Genomic DNA, 18408 nt, shown 5'->3' on the forward strand with positions numbered 1-18408 from the left:
CATGTAGCCTCAGGTGAGGCGCTCACCGGACGGTTGCGCCGCCACTATGAACCATGGTGAGCAAATCCTCCAGAAGGCCAAGAAGCCCGCCCCGCATGAGCCGAGGCGGGCAATAGAAAATGGGGTGCCCAAGCGCGTCCATGAAACAGCGCCGCAGGTAAAATTCAGCAGAATGTCCATCCTGGCGCCTTCAACGGCGATGCGCAGCCAGTTCTTGGGCCGGTAGGGCACGTTGTCGCGCGCATATGGCCGGGAGGAACCATCAGGCGCGACATAGGCGCGACAAAAGCCGAAGTGGCCCGTGTGGCGCGGCCACATCCAGTTATCCGTTTGGCCGCCGAAGTTGCCGATGCGGAGCGCGGGCGCATAGACGAGGCGCACGTCCTCAATTTCGAGCTTCTGGAGGAGATAGTAGGAGGCGCCGCCATAATGGGCCCCTACGTCGCAACGGTGATTGGGCTGTCCTTCACATGCGGCGATCAGGGCCTTTTTGTTCGTGGCGAGCCGCTCATAGCGGGCAAACCCGTTCAGCTTGTCTGAGAGGCTCTTGAGCATTTCGGCGGTCACATCCCGCATGTCCTCGATCACATAGATGCGGCTGCCGGGCGCCGCGGGCAATTCTTCACCCAGTTCAAGCTGTCGAGCGATCCACTGTTCGTCGACAAGGTTGGCGACATCGTCGGGCTCTACCTGTCACCGCCCAACAGGGCAATGGTTTTGAGCGTCGACGAGAAGAGCCAGATCCAGGCACTCGATCGGGAGCAACCGGTCCTGCCGATGATGCCGGGCGTGCCGGAGCGCCGGACCCATAGCTATGTCCGACACGGCACCACCTCGCTGTTCGCGGCGCTCGATGTGGCGTCCGGCTTTGTGATTGGCAAATGCTACAAGCGGCACAGGGCGACCGAGTTTCTGGACTTCCTCAAGCAGATTGACGCCAATGTGCCGCCCGATCTCGATGTCCACGTCATCATGGATACCACAGAACCGCGCTGGTCAGGTTTCTGTCGCGCCGGCCTCACTACCATGTCCACTTCACGCCCACATCGGCATCCTGGATCAATCAGGTCGAACGCTGGTTCGCTGAACTGACCCGAAAGCAGCTGCGACGCGGCGTGCATACCTCAACCAGCCAGCTCGAGGCCGATATTCGCACCTTCATCGAGCGCCACAATGAGAACCCAAAGCCCTATCGATGGACCAAGTCCGCGGACGAAATTCTCTCGTCCGTCAGGTGTTTAGGCCGAGCAGACCTTATGTGGCGAACTTTAGGTTCACATGACTAGCTAGCTGAAAACTTTGCAACACATCCCTTCGCAGTTGGGCATCATCTGCTCCGGCCGATCAATTGGCGGGGTTGAGCGATCGAGGCGCTCTTGCGCTCGATCCAGCCAGTGTAAATGTAGCGATCGGCCCGGTAGGACGAGGACGAAAAGTAAATAACCTGATCGGTCGCGTCGAAGGCGGTACGGTCGATTTGCAGTACCGCAGTGCCGCTAGGCACGTCGAGTGCCTTTGCCAGTTTGGCACGCGCGGTGCCGGCCCTTATCTCCTGCCTGGCTCGCGCCAGAGTCACACCAAGTTGCCGCTCGAGAATCTCGGTGAGAGAGGTGTCGGCAAGGTCCACTTTTTCGATCTGGCGCCCTATTGCCGCAGGAAGCGAAACCGTCTCAACAGCTACGACTTCGTCGTCAATCGTTCTCACGCGCTCGATGTTTAGTACTCGTTCATCGGTTGGCACATTAAGTGCGGTTGCAACCACGGCGTCAGCGGAACGCCAGTCGACCGTCACATGCCTGGTACCCGGCCGGAAGCCACGCGCTACCGCTTCTTCCGAAAATCCTGAAAAAGTGAGCAGGTCCCGGCCGATGTGACGCTTGGCAACAAACGTCCCCTTGCCAGCGCGTCGATAAAGCAAGCCTTCACCGACAAGGGCAAGCACCGCCTGTCGCACCGTATTGCTGCTGAGTTCGTGCTGTTTCATCAACTCCATCTGAGTGGGGAGCTGATCCCCAGCATTGAAGACCCCGCTCTCGATCTGAGACCGAATGATATCCGCGAGCTGAATATGAAATGGAGTTCTACCGGGCTGAACCATGCGGTCTCCTTAAGCCGAGATCACGCCTTGGCCGAAGAGATCGCCGAATTCGCCGGTCTGGGCGTCCGAGCCATAGGTACAGCCTCGCGCAGCTTGCCGATGACGATGGAGCGGTTTGCCCCGCTGTTCTCCGCGATCTGGCGCGCGGGAGCTTCGATGGCGCGCCGCACGATATCGGGGCCGTATCTCTGGTCGGCGTTGTCGGCGGCGACCGCCTCGAGTGCCTTGGCGGCTCTGAGCAGCGCCACGCCGCCGGGCAGGATGCCCTCCTCGACCGCGGCACGGGTGGCATGAATGGCGTCGCCGACCCAATCCTTGCGTTCCTTGACCTCGACCTCCGTCGAGCCGCCGACGCGGATGACGGCGACACCCCGGCGAGCTCGGCCAGCCGCTCCTGCAGCTTCTCGCGATCCAGTCGGAGATGGTCTCCTCGATCTGCGTCTTGATCTGGGTGACACGCCTCTGGATCTGCTCCTTCTTGCCGGCGCCGTCGACGATCGTGGTGTTCTCCTTCTCGACTGTCACCCGCCTGGCGCGGCCGAGCATGTCCAGCGCGACATTCTCTAGCTTGATACCGAGATCCTCGCTCATGGCGGTGCCGCCAGTCAGGATCGCGATATCCTCCAGCATCGATTTACGGCGGTCGCCGACCTCGAGGTCCAGTGGCTTAGGCTGGCCGGTTTCATTGCGTGCGTCAGGACCGGCGGCGATCACTTCGCCCTCCTGCAGCTTTTCCTTCGCGATGCCGGGAATGGTGATGCCTCGCTGGCCGTCTTCTCGTCGGCTTCGATGCGGCGGACGAGGATGCGGTCATCCAATGAACGGAACGTCATGTCGTTCTCCTTCAGGACAAACAGATTGCAACAGGCTACCCCGATTCGGACCGACAGGGCTTGGTGCAGGGCTCGCGCGACCCTTTTTCGGCATCGCGCGCACATGCGGATTAATTTTGCTCCGTTCTCCAAGAGTGGACTGGCCTATGAAGTTCCGACCCTTATGCCCTGCTGTGTTGATTGCGCCATGGGACGCATTGACCGTTGTCTCGATGCGGACGAGACGAAGTTTCACAGGGCCTATCCTGAGCCTATGAAATACGTCTTCGGCGCGTTCAGGGCCTGCGCTCGCGGGACATGGAGCTGAGGCCGTCTCCAGCAGCAAGGCGTTGAGTTCCTCCAGGTTCTTGAAGCGCAGCCTTGGGGTGAAAAAGCGCTCGCGCCCAGCCTGACCTGGTTCTCGACCCGACCCCTCTCCCAACCCGACGCTGAAGTGCAGGCCACCGGCTCGATAAGATAGTGGCCGATCCCAATGCATGGCCAAACAGCGGTATCGACGCCCTCATGCCATGGAATTCCCAGCGCTGAATGGCCTCAGCTCCCGCTTACGCTACATGCGGCGATATGCGCTTCATCTGATTGCCACGCGGCACCCGAGGACGGACGTTGGCAGGCTTGGTGTACGTTCAATGACGCGTTCGATTTGGGCCGCTGCATCAAGTCAATCGCTCGAAGACGACGTTGATGTCAGTCATTGCAGCAAGCCGGTATGATCTGCATTCCATTACATTGATGATCCGATCCCTATTGCCCTTTAGATAATGCTCGTTTGGCTCGCATTGGATGACAGCAGGTCTGATGCACTCGTAGTCAATGGCCTTGACGAGATCGTGATCCAGTCCTTCGCAATCGATCGATAAGAAATCGATCTTATTGGCATAAGGGGCCAGTAGTTCATTGATACCGATCGCGCTCACCTCGATATGTTCTCGGATACCTCCTATACCGTCGAAGTCCCCGAAACTTTCAACGTGTGCTTTATCCACCGACGAAAGCTCATGGGCGTTTCCGATGAAGAGCGTCGCAGACGCTTGCGGAGCGGGCAAGACAACGGATCGAACGAGAACGTCTTCCGGGCGAGCAGTCCTGATCAGCGCTTCCAATTCAGGATTGGGTTCAACCAGAACACCTCGCGCGCCCCGTTGGTACATAAGAAAGGTATTTGAGGTCGAGATGGGGTGATTAGCGCCGATCTCGACATAAAACACACTGGCCCAAGATCTTTGACTCTTGCAGAGTTTTGCAGCCAGAATTCCTTCGACAATAACGTCTTCTCCGGCTTGTGCGTAACTAGCCGGCGCGAAGTGCTTTATCCGAGAGTTCGGGAGATTGAGCCTAGTGACCTCTTGGTTTATTGACTGGTTTTCGAAGTGGGACAACATAGCTCGACCTCCAATGTATTGGACAGGGGACCGCTACGACCGGTTGTCGCGACGGCCCCTGCTCATAATCCCCGCAATCAGCGTGCCACGTGCCGAATGCGGTGCTCCTTACTCAACAAGAGTGAAACACGCGCGCCCGCTGGAATGGCCGCGACACTTTTGTCGGGTTCGCGACATCAGCGCCACCGTCCGGCGACTTCCCGAGGATGTGTTGCAAAGTTTTTGGTAACCAAGCGCATTGGGCTCCGGTGTTCCTCGGAGAGTTGAGATATTCGAAGGCCGCCATTTCGACCAATCTGTGATCTTGCTTTGCATTCGCTCGCATCTGGCCTACGGACTGAGCCTACGCTGATCTTCGAGAAATGATGGCGGAGCGTGGCATTAGTGTCGATCATTCAACGATCCATCGCTGGGTCGTTCATTTCGCGCCGCTGCTGATGGAACGCTTTAACCGGCGCAAGCGCCTCGTGACCGGCAAATGGCATGCGGACGAGAACTACATCAAGGTCCGCTGGCGATGGATGGACCTCTATCGCGCCATCGACAGCGTCGGCGACACCGTCGAGTTCTGGTTCAGTGAATCCCGGGATTTGCCGGCCGCCAAGCGTAAGAGCGTTGGCACGCCATGACCGTGCTGATCGCATCGTCATCGACGCAGGCAGACCAACCGGGAAGCCATTGTTTCCTGCGATGCCACAAGTCGATTGCAGGATTGCTCCCGGCGCCGGTCGAAAGCCGACCCGCATTTGGCAAAGCCGGCCAGCTTGTCCGACGCAGCGATTTGCTCTTCGTCGCTAAGACTGCGTCGTGTGTCGGCTTTGTCGGGCCCGTGACACGAAGTTCGGTTGGGCGAACTTTTTTCTGTTTGCTAAGTAGCTGTAAGCAATCACAAATTGTTTTTTAGCTCGATCAGCCAATGTGGCACGAGTTTTGTGCCTCCTCGTTGAGGAGTGGCGGCAGCAATTGCCGCCATCATTGATGCCGGGGTCAGTCGCGATGGAGGAAGGCGATCCGCGTCAAATCGCGTACTATGGCAAGGGTACATCCTCGTCGTCCGCTGTGAATGGACAAGACGTGGTTCGCTTCGGCCCTGATGATGGCGCCTATGGCCCCTTAGGCGATTCCTTGGCGACTGCGGTCTCCGACGCCCCCAGGCCACGCAAGACACTAGCAGAGAGCGCGCTCACATTTATTTGGAGAGACGATCATGCCCAAGGTGGCATTCATTTTCGGTACTCGTCCTGAGGCGATTAAATGCGCCACAGTAATTAAGGCGATGAAGCTCGACCGCAGGTTCGAGCCCCTCGTTGTTTCCACGGGGCAGCATCGCGAGATGCTGGATATCGCTTTAGCGGAATTCGGTATTCGACCCGACATCGAACTAAGCGTCATGCAACCTCGCCAGACCTTGTCGCAGGTCACATATCGAATACTGGAAAGGCTCTCCGGGCAAATAGAACAATGGGGGATCGACGCGGTAGTCGTTCATGGCGATACCGCGAGCACCCTGGCAGGAGCCCTGGCCGCCTTCCAGCACCGTATCCCCATCATCCATATCGAGGCGGGCTTGCGTAGCGGCAACATTGCATCGCCATATCCAGAGGAGGCCAATCGGCGCCTGGTCGCCCAGATAACGGATCTCCACCTGGCGCCGACGATTCGTAGCAGCGAGAACCTTCTCCGCGAAGGTGCCGCTGAGGATCGTATCACGGTCACCGGGAACACGGTCGTCGACGCCCTTCACTGGGCGGCCGAAAATGCCCCCGCCTTCGCCGAGCCAGCGCTTGCCGACCTGAAGAACGAAACGCGGCGGATCGTGGTCGCCTCAGCACATCGGCGTGAATCGTGGGGCGCACCGATGCACGAGATCGCAAGAGCTCTTGTGCAGCTATCATGTCAGGAGAACGTGCGTGTCATCATCCCATTGCACCAGAACCCGGCAGTGCGCGAAGTCATTTTGCCCTATTTAAGCAACCAGGCGAATATTACGGTGGTGGATCCTCTGCCGTACCGCAACTTCTGCAGCCTTATGCTGCGCGCGGACATCATCATCTCGGACAGCAGCGGCGCAGAGGAAGAAGGCCCTTCACTCGGCAAACCGACGCTCGTTTTAAGAGAAATCACCGAGCGGCCGGAGGCTGTCGAAGCTGGCACGGCGCGCCTTGTGGGCCGCAGCACCGCCCGCATCGTGAGTGAAGCGACCCGGCTGCTGCGCGATCCGGACGAATATTCACGGATGGCCCAGCCCGTGGACGCCTACGGCGATGGAAAGGCGACAACTCGGGTCATCGGTGCAATCGCGAGATATTTCGCTGCGCACACCGCCCGCGAGTCGCAGCTGGCCAACTGATGGGCCGCCAGATCAGCGGCGTGGCGCGGGACCGTTCGCTGCCCTCCACGCCCTCCGAAGAACACCACCATATCGAACTGACCGGACCGGGCGATGACGACAAAAGAGAGAAGGTCATGGCTAGGAGTAACAATCCGACGAGATCTCAATTTCTCCAACGCTGTGGTGTGCCTATTCCCATGAAGCCCGCCCCCGATTCCGAAATGAAGCGCCCATACCCAAGGATCAGGGATTCGTCCTCAGTTCCCGGGGCAACCGCCTCTCGGCGACCGGCCTGCAAAATGGCTTTGCCGAGGTCCGTAAACTCGCCGACTTTGATGGCGGTAAGCCGTTTAAGGCCGCACGATCACCGGTTTGCCGTGACCCGCCTCAGCCTCTGGCACCAACAGCGCGCAGACGTTCAGGCGCTGGCCACATATCTCGGCCACGCCAGTTACACCGACACGGCCTACTACCTGAGCGTGCCGCCCTCGATGGAGGCGCAGCACGAGCGAACACCGCACACCTGCTCGTAGCGCCGCTCCTGGAGTCCTATTTCCGCCGGCGCCTGACCAAGCAGCGGAACGCGACTCCCGCGACCGTGGCCAGCTATCGCGACGCCTTGCGCATGCTGATCCTTTTGCCGCCGCCCGGTTGCGGAAGAAGCCGGCGGCGTTGACGCTCGAAGAGCTTGATCGAGACCTTGTTCTCGCTTTTCTCGACGAACTCGAGGAGAAGCGGAACAATTCCGTCACCACGCGCAACGCCCGCTTGGCCGCGATCCGATCTTTCTTCCGACGTCGCTTGCCGCCGACCCGGCGTTCTTCGGCGTTGCCCAACGCGTGCTGACGATTCGCATTAAACGGACGCACATTGAGGTGACGTACCACCTCACCAAGGCCGAAGTGGACACCCTCATCGCGGCGCCCGATCCAAAGACGCCCCGTGGTCGGCGCGAGGGACAAACTGAGGGGGTTCGCCCGCCCGAGGCAAAGCATGATCCGCGTAATGGGATCCGCGTCGATCCTGCACGTAGCGCAGCCGAAGGCGTAGCGGAGGAAGGACTGGGAGACCTTTTTTGCTTGCGAGGGAGAGAAGGCAGGGCCCTCTTTCCCTCTCTGAGGCAGACAAAGTCGGCCGCGATCGCGGCCGTCACTCTTTGAATAGAAAGCAGCCGTCGTCACCGGCTAGCGCCAGGACGGCTCCCGCGGTGAATGGCAAGAAGAGCTAGCGACTTACCATCACCAACTCGTATTACCCGAGCTGGCGCACTATGCTGATTGCGGGCCGTGCTGTAAACGGGCGATATCCCAATCTGGTGTATTGATGACGGCGTTCTGGCCGCGTTGGCTCCGTGCCGAAGGCATAGAGCGGTTTCGCGAAGCGACGCGCCCATATTCTGGCAGGCCCACTAGATTCCAAGGTGGCGTCCAGTCAACCAATTCGGTTACATTGATTGGAACGAACACAGAAGATCAACGTCACTTTGGCAGGAGCAATGGCAGGACCTTTCGAAGAATGGATTTCTCACCTCGGTTTACAGCAGATCGACGATCCATAAATTGACAAGCCGGTCTATCGGAAAACCAGCTTCGGCGAACTGGAGTTAAGCGCCGAAATCGAAAAAAAGATCAGCACCAGCCTTCGCAACGCTCGCGACCGACGGAAAATCCCGCGTTCAAAGCTAGCACCCATGCTTGGGCTCAGCGACTAGGTTTATAATCGTTACGAAAACGCGGTTTCACGGCTGACCGTCGGCCGACTGCTCCACTTTTGCGAGGTGCTGAATATTTCACCGGTGGAGATCCTATACCCCGTCGTGCTGCATCTTTGCGGTGAAGACCAGGCCGAAGCGGAAACTCCTATGGCGATCGTTGAAAAGCTGGCGAATTTCGACGGGCTCACGGCTTCAAGCCATTCTGAGCTTTCTTCGTCACCTGAAGACGAAGGAGACTGATGAAGGCCGCAACGGCATCGGCCGGTATCTGGATCCCGTCTCGCCGGCGACGCACTGGTGGCCGTCGCGTCGCGACGGTGGGCATATACGAGCGTTGTTTTCCAATGCTGGTGTGGTGCAAGCTCGACAGGACTACGCAGCCATACGTGTGCGGATTTCTCTCAGATAAGGGATGGAATCGACCGCGCCGGTCTTCTCAACTGCGAGGGACGCCGCAGCACAAGCGAACCGGGTGGCCGCCTCTGGATCGCCGCAGCGCAAAAATTCAGCCAGAAAGGCACCATCAAAAGTGTCACCAGCAGCCGTCGCATCCACAAGTTGCGCTGAGTAAGCGGGTATCCGAATTCTCATATCGCCACCAGCTACAATTGCGCCTTCTTCGCCTAGGGTCAAAAGGACCGTTTTGACGCCGTGTCGAAGGAATTCGTCGCAAATGGCATCCGGATCCGATAGCCCGAGCAGGGCTTGTGCGTCCTCCATGCTCGGAAAGAGAAAGTCTATTTGTGGCAATGAAGCTGACAAGGTTTCCCACGCCGCTGCCGGCGTCCATAGACTGCGCCGCAGATTGGTATCAAAGGAAACCTTGGCACCTGCCGATCTGGCCATCTCCATCGCTGTAAACGAAGCGTCCCGGCAAGACTCGGAAATAGCCTGTGATATCCCGCTAAGATGAAGAAATGACACTCCCGCGAACATGCCTGGTGCGAGATCACTGCTTGCCAGGCGGCAGGCAGCCGAGCCGGCGCGCCGGTAGGAAAAGCTATGACCATCAGGACCATACTCTATGAAATAGATACCGGTTGGCGCGGCAGCATCACGGATGACATGCGTCGTTGCGATGCCTTCGTCGTGATACAGCGACCGGATACGCTCGCCCAGGCTGTCCTCCCCAAGGCGGGTTATCATCCCTGCTTTCGCGCCGGATCTGGCTGCGGCGACCGCGCAATTCGACACATCGCCGCCAATGCCCGGCTTGATCGTTCCGTCCCGCCGCCACGCGAACTCGAACAGGGGTTCACCCATGCAAACGATGTCAGCCTCTCCACCACCCATACCACACCTCATTGTCCGTCTCCGGTCGCCCTTCGGCTGGCGTTTAGGCCTCAGGTTCCCTCAGTTCCAGATATTCCATGCGGATGTTGACGACATCACGCGCACCGCGACTAGGTATCTTCTTAGTCAGAACCGAGATCAAAGATCCGGCCGGTCAGCCAGTCTGGCCAATCGCGTTCGAAGAACGACCCAGCACTCTCGTCGAACGAACGGATTGGACGTGTTGAAACCACCATTTCGACGCCGTCCAATCGGACAATGATCTGTTCACTCCGCTGGGCGTCGCGCTCCCTCCGGAAGCGATAGTCTTCCAGCGGGCCTGTCCTCGCGAGCGGAAGCGATTCACCTTCTCGATCGCATATTGCGCGGGAACCGCGGCTCCCTCCGCCTTGGCCAATGTAATGGTCCAAAGCGGTAAGCACCGCTTCGGAAGCTAGCGCCATTTGCCGCCATTGTATTGACCGCACCGCCTCAGCAGGTCGTTTGTACCTAATGCCATTTGCGCGAATGCTTACATTGAGTCTTCGAGCTTCTGCGAGGGCCTGGCTTACCCGCTCGCCGTCGCAGATCATACCGGCCGCATCGCTCATCCGCGCCTGGATCGTGGAACGCGCCGACTTGATCGTCAGCGAGCTGTCGGGGCGCATGATCGTGAAGAGCGCCGCGATGCCCGCTTGCGCAGCTCGGGCAATGTCGACCTTCGGCGCTACTTTTGCTTTGCCGCTGGCTGCAATGTGCTCGGCCGCTCGGGTGCCAAAGACCTGCCCGGCATTAAGCGCGGCTCCGCCGGGCCGCGTCACGCCGTGCGTACCAGCGGCCTCTCCGATCGCATAGCAGCCGGCAAGGCTACTGCGCCCCCAAACGTCCACCATGATGCCGCCGTTCATGTGCTGGTTGTTGACGGCGAACTCCAACGGTTCCTTGGTTATGTCTATCTTGTAGCGACGATAGAGTTCGATCGCGAGCGGGTTCATGTGCTTCAACCGCTCGATTGGCAAATGTTGACCCGCGCCGGCATTGCCGAGATAGGAACTCACGTCGTCGTCCAACCGTTCGAGGGAGAACGGCAGATCGCCGGGCATGGGCAGCGGATTCCGGTTGAAGTCCATGAACACGCGCCGCCCCGCTGCGGACTCGCGATAGATCGCAACATCTATGAGACTCGAGCTGAAATCGAGCATCCGCGTGGCATGAAAAGGCCATTGATATCCCTTGCGGAACAGGTTGGAGGCCATCTCCTGTGTGCTGCGATAATACTGGGCAAGGAAGTGGTGCTCATTGCCCTCCGCGTCAATCGAATAGACATGCGGAATCGCCTGGACATAGGTGCCGGACAGATTCCAGGGAAAACCCTCCCGGCGCGTGCCTATACCGAACTGGCTCTCCGTAAGGTTGACCAATTCGATACCAGCTTCGAGCGCAAGGCCGAGCGACCCGAAGCAGCCGTTGGGATAGACACTATCACGATAAAGTTCGCCGGGACCGCCCGCGGCAAGCACAAGGACCGAGCACTCGAACAGGGCAAGGCCGAAGGGGTTTGTTGTTGTTCGGTCGTTGGGGCGCATCGTAAGAATGCCGGCGACGTGCCGATCCGTCCCCTCCCCGCAGGTGAGGATTTTGGCAGCCGTAGTGTGGTTATAGAACGGAACATCAAGACGGATCGCCTCTTCGGCAAGCACCTTGACCATCAGACGTGACGTGCGTGGACCGCAACTGGTGGCACGACCCACCTCGTCGTGGTCGGTCTTGTATCTGAGAGTGCCGCCCAGCGCGTCCTGAGGCAGTGGAAGGCCAAGAAACTGTAGCGAGGCCATCATGCGAGACGAGCCCACGGCCTCCACATAGGCAATATCCTCATCCATCGCGCCGCCGGCGCGTATTGCTCGCGCCATCGCCTTGTAGTTATCTCCCTGATCCGCACTGTTGGCCGTATGCAGCGTCTGCTTGTCAGAGCCGGAGCAGGCCGACGTTCCACCCCAAGCGCTTTGACTGACGATAACCACCTCTTTCCCACGCCGCCTTAATTCCACCGCCGCACGCAGCCCCGCCGCACCGGAACCGACCACTACACAACCGCATCGATAGACCGGGACTTGAAGGTCGCCGTGGACCATTGTACCGGACGGAGCCGTCTCCGACCGTAGTCGCGGCATATCGACATCGGTCATGGCGTCGAGAATGTGCTGCGGGACGTCAATCGTCATAAGACTGCTAAGATCCTTGTGTCATCAGGGAGCGCATTTTTGCCAGTGATTCATCACCATGAAATGCCAACCGGATGTGTCAGCACGAATTTGGCCGATCAGTGCGTGCATGCGCGGGATATCTTGGCCGACGAGAACAGCCGGAAATCGTAACATTCGCCCCATTTCCCTGCTCACTTCGTGGCGGCGGATCATGAGTGCACCTATTGAATGTTGGTGCGTGCGCGGGGGCGCGCGTCGTTGCGTTCATGCTCGAAAAGAGCCGGCGGAAGCGGGGCACGATTGCGTATTATGTCGGATCCCTTCTCGCCCACCATGATCGTCGGAGCATTGGTGTTGCAGGACGGCACCCGCGGCATGACTGAGGAGTCGCAAACGCGTAATCCCTCCAGCCCATGGACCTTGAGATCGAGCCCGACGACGGCCATGGAATCGAAACCCATCTTGCACGTGCCGACCGGGTGGTGATCGGTCTTGGCATTGGCGCACCCGTAAATGAACAAGTCTTCGTCCGTCACGGCCTTTGGTCCAGGCAGGCGCTCGGCCATCACGAAAGGTTCCAGGGCGGCCTGCTGCATGATCTCCCGGGCGATCTTCAGGCCCTCAATCGACATTTTCCGGTCGTGCGGGTCTTCCCAATAGTTGGGGTCGATCAGCGGGGCCGCCGAAGGATCGGCGGAAGAAAGTCTAACCGTGCCGCGAGAGCGCGGGTGCAGATAGGCGGAGTTCAGCGTCACACCGGCGCTCTTCAGCCGCTCGACTCCCGCCTCGATCCCGGAGCCGAGGCCGAGGTGGAACTGGACGTCGGGCGAGCGGGCCTCGGGGTCCGCATACCAAAAACCGCCCGTCTCGAAGAGCGAGGAGGCGACCGGACCAGTGCGGAAGAGTACGTACTGGATACCGGCCCAGAGGGTGCGGTGCAGCTTCGCCACGTTGTCATAGGTGTGGTCGCCGGTGCATTCGCAAATGACGAACAGGTCGAGATGGTCCTGCATGTTCGAGCCAACCCCCGGTAGGTCGTGTTTCACCTGAACTCCGACAGATTTAAGATGATCGATCGGGCCGATGCCCGACTGCAGGAGTAACTTAGGCGACCCTATGGCGCCGGAGGAGACGAGTACTTCGCGTTCCGCCCGGATCGCTTCGATGCCCTTCGCAGTCACGACCTCCACGCCCACGGCGCGGGTGCCTTCCAGCACGATGCGGGCGACGCGAGCGCCGGTGCGGATCGAAAGGTTTCTCCGACCCTTGATCGGCGACAGATAGGCCATTGAGGCGGAGGAGCGACGGCGATTGCGTTGCGTAAGCTGGTAGAAGCCGACGCCGGCCTGCTGGCGACCGTTGAAGTCGTGGTTGTAGGGAATGCCGAGTTCCTGGCCGGCGCGGATATACGCGTCGCAGATCGGGAGATTCGAGACTGGCATGGAGACGCCGAGCGGCCCGCCATAGGAATGGTAGTCGTCGGCAAAACGCTGGTTGTCCTCAGCGCGCTTAAAATAGGGCAGGATTTCCCGATAGCTCCAGCCTTCGCAGCCGTCGTCTGTAGCCCAGAGATCGTAGTCGGCTGCATTGCCGCGCGTATAGAGCTGTGCATTGATTGAAGAACCTCCGCCGATCACCTTCGCCTGCGTATAGCGCAGCACTTGGCCTTTCATGTGCTTCTGCGGCACGGTTTCCCAGCCCCAACTCGCCACGCCCTTGGTCATCTTGGCGAAGCCCGCCGGCATGTGGAACAGCGGGTTCCAATCTCGGCCGCCAGCCTCCAGCAACAACACGCGCACGGCCGGATCTTCAGAAAGCCGGTTCGCGAGCACGCAGCCGGCAGGCCCGGCTCCGGTGATGATGTAGTCGAAGCCCATTCTGTTGCTCCCTTCAGAGGCGTGGAATTGAAGAGCCCCCGTCGGCTTCGATGATCGTTCCCGTCGCAAAACCCAAATCGCCGGAAGCGAGTGCCGTGCAGATTTTGCCGAGGTCTGCTGCTTCTTCCCCCCCGCTCGATGCCGGGCCGCACCTCAAATACTGATACTCCCGTATCCATGATATGAAATGCCACCCCCTGGTAGAATGCCGCCAGCTCGGCCTTGCTGATGCAATAGTCCGCGCGTTCGGGCGAACTTACCTCGGGTGAGACCGACGTGATGTTGATGATGGACCTGGGTACATCCGCCGCGCTCCTCACGAGCATTGCCTTGACCACAGCAAGCGTAAAGAACACCGTTCCCCTTAGGTCCATCGCGATCGTCTTATCGAAGTCCGCCGGCACCAGGTCGAGGAAGTCACCTGGTACGACTGCCATGGAGGCATTGCTAACAAGGCAATCGACACGACCAAATCGCGAAAGGACGCCCGTTACCGTTTCTTCATGTCGGGAAACATCAGCGATATCGGACTGCAGATAGGCGGCTGCCACGCCATAGGATTCTAGTTTTGCGACAGCATCCTGCCCGTTGTCGGGACTCGCGACCCCAGTGATCGCCACATTGTATCCCGCTTTTGCAAAGGCGGTCGCAATTCCGAGATCGATGCCGTGGCTGCCAGTGACGACGGCGACGGGCCGTGTGGTCGTCTTCATTCGGCGAGGTCCCGGTCGGTGCGTTGGCCAGGCCAATTTTCCTGTCGCGGCATCCACCAATTGGTGCGGCCTCCGATGTGCATGTTGAGTGTTTTTGTTTCGGTGTAGTCCTCGACCGCGCGGCGTCCGAGTTCGCGACCGAGCCCGGATTGCTTGTAGCCACCGAACGGGAGCTCGGAGGCGCCATCCATGAAGGTGTTCATCCACACCGTTCCTACCCGCAAGCTGCGCCCGAATGTCAGGCACGTATCGAAATCGCGGCTCCACACACTGGCGGAAAGGCCGTAATCGATGGAATTGGCGATCTCGACGGCTTCCGCCGCCGTTTCAAAGGTGAGAACTGAAAGTACGGGGCCGAAGACCTCCTCACGTGCAATTTCCATATCCGGCATGACCGCCTCGAGGATTGTTGGCGACATAAAATGCCCCATCCCGAGATCGAGTTGATCGCCCCCGTGAACAACCTTCGCGCCGCTATTCTTTGCACTGGCGACGTAGCCCGCGATCTTCTCCAAATGCTGAGGCGTAATGATCGCGCCGACCTGCGTCGCTGGGTCCAGCGGATCGCCAACCTTCACGTATTTCGCAAGCTCTGCAACACGCTTGACCACATCCGACGCGATGCTCTTATGGAGGATTAGCCGCGAGCCGGCGTTGCAGCATTCGCCCGCATTGAAATAAGCGCCGAAGACGGCGGCGTCGATGAAGGAGTCGAGGTCCGCATCCGGGAATACGATCTGCGGATTCTTGCCGCCGAGTTCCAATGACACCTTTTTGAGGGTCTGCGCTGCATTCGTCATGGTGAGCTTTCCGACGCCGGTCGAGCCGGTGAACGAAACCATGTCGACCGCAGGATGGGACGTCATGATCGCGCCGACTTCGGGACCCGTGCCGGTGACGATGTTCACGACGCTGTCCGGAACGCCCGCTTCCTCAAGGATCTCGCCGAGAACGAGCGTCGAACCCGATGTCAGCTCTGAGGGCTTAACGACGCATGTACAGCCGGCGGCGAGCGCAAAGGGCAGTTTCTGGCTTAGGATCAGGAATGGAAAGTTCCACGGCGTTATGATGGACACGACGCCGATCCCCTCGCGCAGAACGACGCCTAGTGTGTTCTGCCCAAGCGAATTGTAGCTCTCGCCGTGCAGGTCGCGGGCAAGCGCAGCGGCATAGCGCCAGATGTCGACAGCGCCGGCGATCTCGCCGCGCACCTGAGTTATTGGCTTGCCGCCCTCGATGCAGTCGAGATAGGCGAGGTCTTCGGCGCGGGCCTCGATGAGATCGGCGGCCTTCAGCAGAACCCGCGAGCGCTGCGACGCCGTCGTGTGCGGCCACCGGCCGTGGTCGAATGCCTTTCGCGCCGAGGCGATGGCGCGCTCGGCATCCATCCTTGTCGCCGCCTGGTAGCGGCTCACGACGATGCCGTGGCTCGGCGCGTTCCGGTCGATCGTCCGGCCTTCTGCGCCGGCCGTCCATCTGCCGTCGATCAGCATCTCGAAGCCGCGCACGGGCGCGTCGGCAAGCGCTGTTGGCCTGATCTCTAACGTCATCACCATTCTCCCTTGAAGACCGCCGCGCGCTTCTGCGAGAAGGCGGCGACGCCTTCCTTGAGATCCCCAGTCTTGGCGGCCAGAATCGAGCCGAGCGCTTCGACCGCCGAACCATTGTCCTCGCCATTCGCGACGGCGATCATTAGCTTCGATATCTCGACGGCCGCCGGTCCCCGCGTCGCGACCCGCGCCGCGTAGGCCTTCGCCTCGATGACGGCAGCGCCGCTGTCCACGACGGCGTCGACCAGTCCGTACTTGAGGGCTTCCTCGGCGGAGAACGTCTCACCTCCCAGGACCATGCGGCGAACTCCCGGTATCATGCCGAGCCCGGTCTCCGGCAGGCCGATGCGGATATTTTGTTCCGCGATGCGGAAGTCGGCTGCGGCCGCGAGTTCCAGGCCGCCGCCGAGCGCGTGGCCGTTGAGTGCGGCGATCACCGGCATGCGCAGAGTCGCCAGACGCTCGAAGACGCGATGGCCGAAGCGGACCCAGGCATGGCCGAACTCGTTCGCCTGCATGGCGCCCCAAGCTTTGATGTCGCCACCGGCGCTGAAGGCTCTGCCTTCGCCGGTAAGCACCACCGCGCGGACATCGATCATCGCCTCGACCTCGTCGCAGATGGCGGCCAATGCCTTCAGCATGTCAATATCGACGGCGTTGAGCTTCTCGGGTCGAGCGATCGTGACGGATGCGACCGCGCCTTCGGCGGCAAGCCTCATGTGCGCGTCAGCCATTACATGCCCCCGCCAAGCTACGGGCCGGCTTCACGGCAAGCGACAGGCCGATCGGCCTGTCGACGAAGAGCGCGCCGTCCATGACTTTTAGGGTGTCGGACACGATCAGCGGGAACTCCGACTGTTCAAGAATGCCGGTGTTGAGATCGATGCCCGGCGCAATTTCAGTCAGCACGACGCCGTCCGGCGTCAGTCTCATCACGCCGCGCTCGGTGACATAGGTGATATCCTGGCGCTGTTCGATGGCTCGCCTGCCCGAAAAGGTGACGTGCTCGACCTCTTTGACGAGCTTCCTAAGCTTGCCCTCCTTCTCTACAACGACCTTGCCGTCCTCGACAGCGAGCTTGGCGCCGGCATTGAACATGCCGGAGAAGACGATCTTCCTCGCCCTTGCCGTAATGTCGACGAAGCCGCCGGCGCCCGCCGTGATATGAGGGCGGAACGAGAGCTTTGACACGTTGACGGAGCCGTCGCGGCCTATCTCTAGGAATGACAGCAGCGAGGCGTCGAAACCTGCCCCTTGGAAATATGTAAACTGGTAGGGCGAGGGCATGAAGGCGTCGGCATTCGCGGCGCAGCCAAAGGCGAAGTCAAGCAGCGGCACGCCCCCGACCGCCCCCTGTTCGATGACCCAAGTGACCGCGCCGTGCAGCCCTTCCTCCAGGAGAATGCGTGGGACATTGGCCGAAATCCCGAAGCCGAGATTGACGGCGCTGCCCGCCTCGAGTTCCTGCGCGACGCGCCGCGCGATTATCTTCTGGATGTTGAACTCCGGCACGCGAAAACTTTCGAGCGGCCGAAAAATCTCACCCGAGATTGCAGGGTCGTAGAGCGTCTGCGTTGTCTGTTTCTGGTCGGGATCGACGACGACGTAGTCGACGAGAATTCCGGGCACTCGCACGTCATGCGGCCTCATCGATCCGTCCTTGGTGATGCGCTTCACCTGGGCGATGACGATGCCGCCATTGTTGTGGGCCGCGAGCGCTTGGTCGAGGCCGCCGAGATAGGCGCCTTCGTGTTCGTAGGTCAAATTGCCGCGCTCGTCCGCCGTCGTGGCACGGATGATCGCTACCTGCGGCGCGATCGCCTCGAAGTAGAGGTACTCCTCACCGTAGAATTGGATTTTGCTCACCACGGGCCGGGCTTCCGCGGCCGCATTCATCGCGCAGCCCTGGCGGTTCGGGTCGGCGAAGGTGTCGAGCCCGATCTTGGTGATAACGCCCGGGCGCTTCGCGGCCGCTTCGCGGTGCATGTCGAAGAGCACTCCGGAAGGGATGTTGTACGCCGCCACGTCGTTGCTTGCGATCATTTGCCAAATGAGGGGCGGCTCGGCGGTGGAAGGACCTGAAGGGTAGGAGCCGCCGATGATGGTCTTCAAGAGGCCTTTTTGGGCTATGTAATCGACGCCGTTGATGCCGCTCATGTCGCCCGCGGCAATCGGGTGGAGCGTGGTCAGGTCGCGCGGATGCCCGGCGGCCTCGAAGCGTTCGCCGATCGCCTTCAGCATCAGGTCCGGGCAACCGAGCCCGCTCGAGGACGAGACCGACACGACAGCGCCATCCGGAATGAGGGCGGCGGCTTGGGCGGGGGTGATGTGCTTGCTCATTGCGGGATGCTCAAAGTCCTGGTTCGACGCGCATATGTCTTGGCGCGCCCAACACTGGAACTGACGACTGATACGACCTGCCTCGGCTTC

Annotated in this window: 12 protein-coding genes and 5 pseudogenes; 4 read left to right on the top strand and 13 right to left on the bottom strand. The window is 60.1% G+C overall.

Annotated elements, in window-relative coordinates; genetic code table 11:
- Positions 1-9: 9 nt before the first annotated feature.
- The gene (locus NKH43_RS10930) at positions 10-618 is read right to left on the bottom strand and encodes a S46 family peptidase (protein WP_352620147.1); all 609 of its coding nucleotides are present in this window, start codon (positions 616-618) and stop codon (positions 10-12) included.
- A 12-nt stretch (positions 619-630) separates the two neighbouring features.
- Here NKH43_RS10930 and NKH43_RS10935 point away from each other — a divergent pair.
- Positions 631-1272 (top strand): annotated as a pseudogene (locus NKH43_RS10935) (IS630 family transposase); the annotation flags it as partial.
- 55 nt (positions 1273-1327) lie between these two features.
- Here NKH43_RS10935 and NKH43_RS10940 read toward each other — a convergent pair.
- The 5 genes and pseudogenes from NKH43_RS10940 to NKH43_RS10960 form a co-directional block, all read right to left on the bottom strand.
- Complete coding sequence (locus tag NKH43_RS10940) at positions 1328-2098, bottom strand: GntR family transcriptional regulator (protein ID WP_023721624.1); 771 nt, start codon at positions 2096-2098, stop codon at positions 1328-1330.
- A gap of 18 nt (positions 2099-2116) precedes the next feature.
- Positions 2117-2746, bottom strand: a pseudogene (locus tag NKH43_RS10945) (TCP-1/cpn60 chaperonin family protein); the annotation flags it as partial.
- A 62-nt stretch (positions 2747-2808) separates the two neighbouring features.
- A complete protein-coding gene (locus NKH43_RS10950) occupies positions 2809-2931 on the bottom strand; it encodes a hypothetical protein (protein WP_352858109.1) in 123 nt (40 codons plus the stop codon).
- 319 nt (positions 2932-3250) lie between these two features.
- Positions 3251-3393, bottom strand: a pseudogene (locus NKH43_RS10955) (IS21 family transposase); the annotation flags it as partial.
- Positions 3394-3587: 194 nt separating this feature from the next.
- The gene (locus NKH43_RS10960) at positions 3588-4313 is read right to left on the bottom strand and encodes an FkbM family methyltransferase (RefSeq protein ID WP_023721622.1); all 726 of its coding nucleotides are present in this window, start codon (positions 4311-4313) and stop codon (positions 3588-3590) included.
- A 268-nt stretch (positions 4314-4581) separates the two neighbouring features.
- Here NKH43_RS10960 and NKH43_RS10965 point away from each other — a divergent pair.
- From NKH43_RS10965 to NKH43_RS10975, 3 genes and pseudogenes are all read left to right on the top strand, one after another.
- Positions 4582-5047 (top strand): annotated as a pseudogene (locus NKH43_RS10965) (IS6 family transposase); the annotation flags it as partial.
- A 473-nt stretch (positions 5048-5520) separates the two neighbouring features.
- Positions 5521-6663: a non-hydrolyzing UDP-N-acetylglucosamine 2-epimerase gene (gene wecB, locus NKH43_RS10970; protein WP_352452592.1), complete on the top strand. Its 1143-nt coding sequence runs from the start codon at positions 5521-5523 to the stop codon at positions 6661-6663.
- Between the two features lie 654 nt (positions 6664-7317).
- Complete coding sequence (locus NKH43_RS10975; RefSeq protein ID WP_352515799.1) at positions 7318-7491, top strand: site-specific integrase; 174 nt, start codon at positions 7318-7320, stop codon at positions 7489-7491.
- A gap of 1240 nt (positions 7492-8731) precedes the next feature.
- Here the strand turns inward: NKH43_RS10975 and NKH43_RS10980 are convergent.
- From NKH43_RS10980 to NKH43_RS11010, 7 genes and pseudogenes are all read right to left on the bottom strand, one after another.
- On the bottom strand, positions 8732-9622 hold the full coding sequence (locus tag NKH43_RS10980) for a sugar kinase (RefSeq protein ID WP_245278698.1): 891 nt from the start codon (positions 9620-9622) through the stop codon (positions 8732-8734).
- A gap of 152 nt (positions 9623-9774) precedes the next feature.
- Positions 9775-11856, bottom strand: coding sequence for an FAD-binding protein (locus NKH43_RS10985; protein ID WP_352620146.1), 2082 nt, complete (start codon positions 11854-11856; stop codon positions 9775-9777).
- Between the two features lie 203 nt (positions 11857-12059).
- Positions 12060-13715 (bottom strand): GMC family oxidoreductase, encoded by a 1656-nt coding sequence (locus NKH43_RS10990; protein ID WP_352620145.1) that lies wholly within the window; start codon positions 13713-13715, stop codon positions 12060-12062.
- Positions 13716-13728: 13 nt separating this feature from the next.
- Positions 13729-14428, bottom strand: a pseudogene (locus tag NKH43_RS10995) (SDR family NAD(P)-dependent oxidoreductase).
- On the bottom strand, positions 14425-15984 hold the full coding sequence (locus NKH43_RS11000) for an aldehyde dehydrogenase family protein (RefSeq protein WP_023721611.1): 1560 nt from the start codon (positions 15982-15984) through the stop codon (positions 14425-14427). Before NKH43_RS11000 ends, NKH43_RS10995 begins: the two are co-directional and overlap by 4 nt.
- The gene (locus tag NKH43_RS11005) at positions 15978-16712 is read right to left on the bottom strand and encodes an enoyl-CoA hydratase/isomerase family protein (RefSeq protein ID WP_023721610.1); all 735 of its coding nucleotides are present in this window, start codon (positions 16710-16712) and stop codon (positions 15978-15980) included. Before NKH43_RS11005 ends, NKH43_RS11000 begins: the two co-directional genes overlap by 7 nt.
- The gene (locus NKH43_RS11010) at positions 16705-18318 is read right to left on the bottom strand and encodes an acyl CoA:acetate/3-ketoacid CoA transferase (RefSeq protein ID WP_023721609.1); all 1614 of its coding nucleotides are present in this window, start codon (positions 18316-18318) and stop codon (positions 16705-16707) included. The genes NKH43_RS11005 and NKH43_RS11010 overlap by 8 nt, the downstream gene beginning before the upstream one ends.
- Between the last annotated feature and the right edge of the window lie 90 nt (positions 18319-18408).

Source organism: Mesorhizobium sp. M1163 (genome assembly GCF_040318415.1).
Classification (GTDB): domain Bacteria; phylum Pseudomonadota; class Alphaproteobacteria; order Rhizobiales; family Rhizobiaceae; genus Mesorhizobium.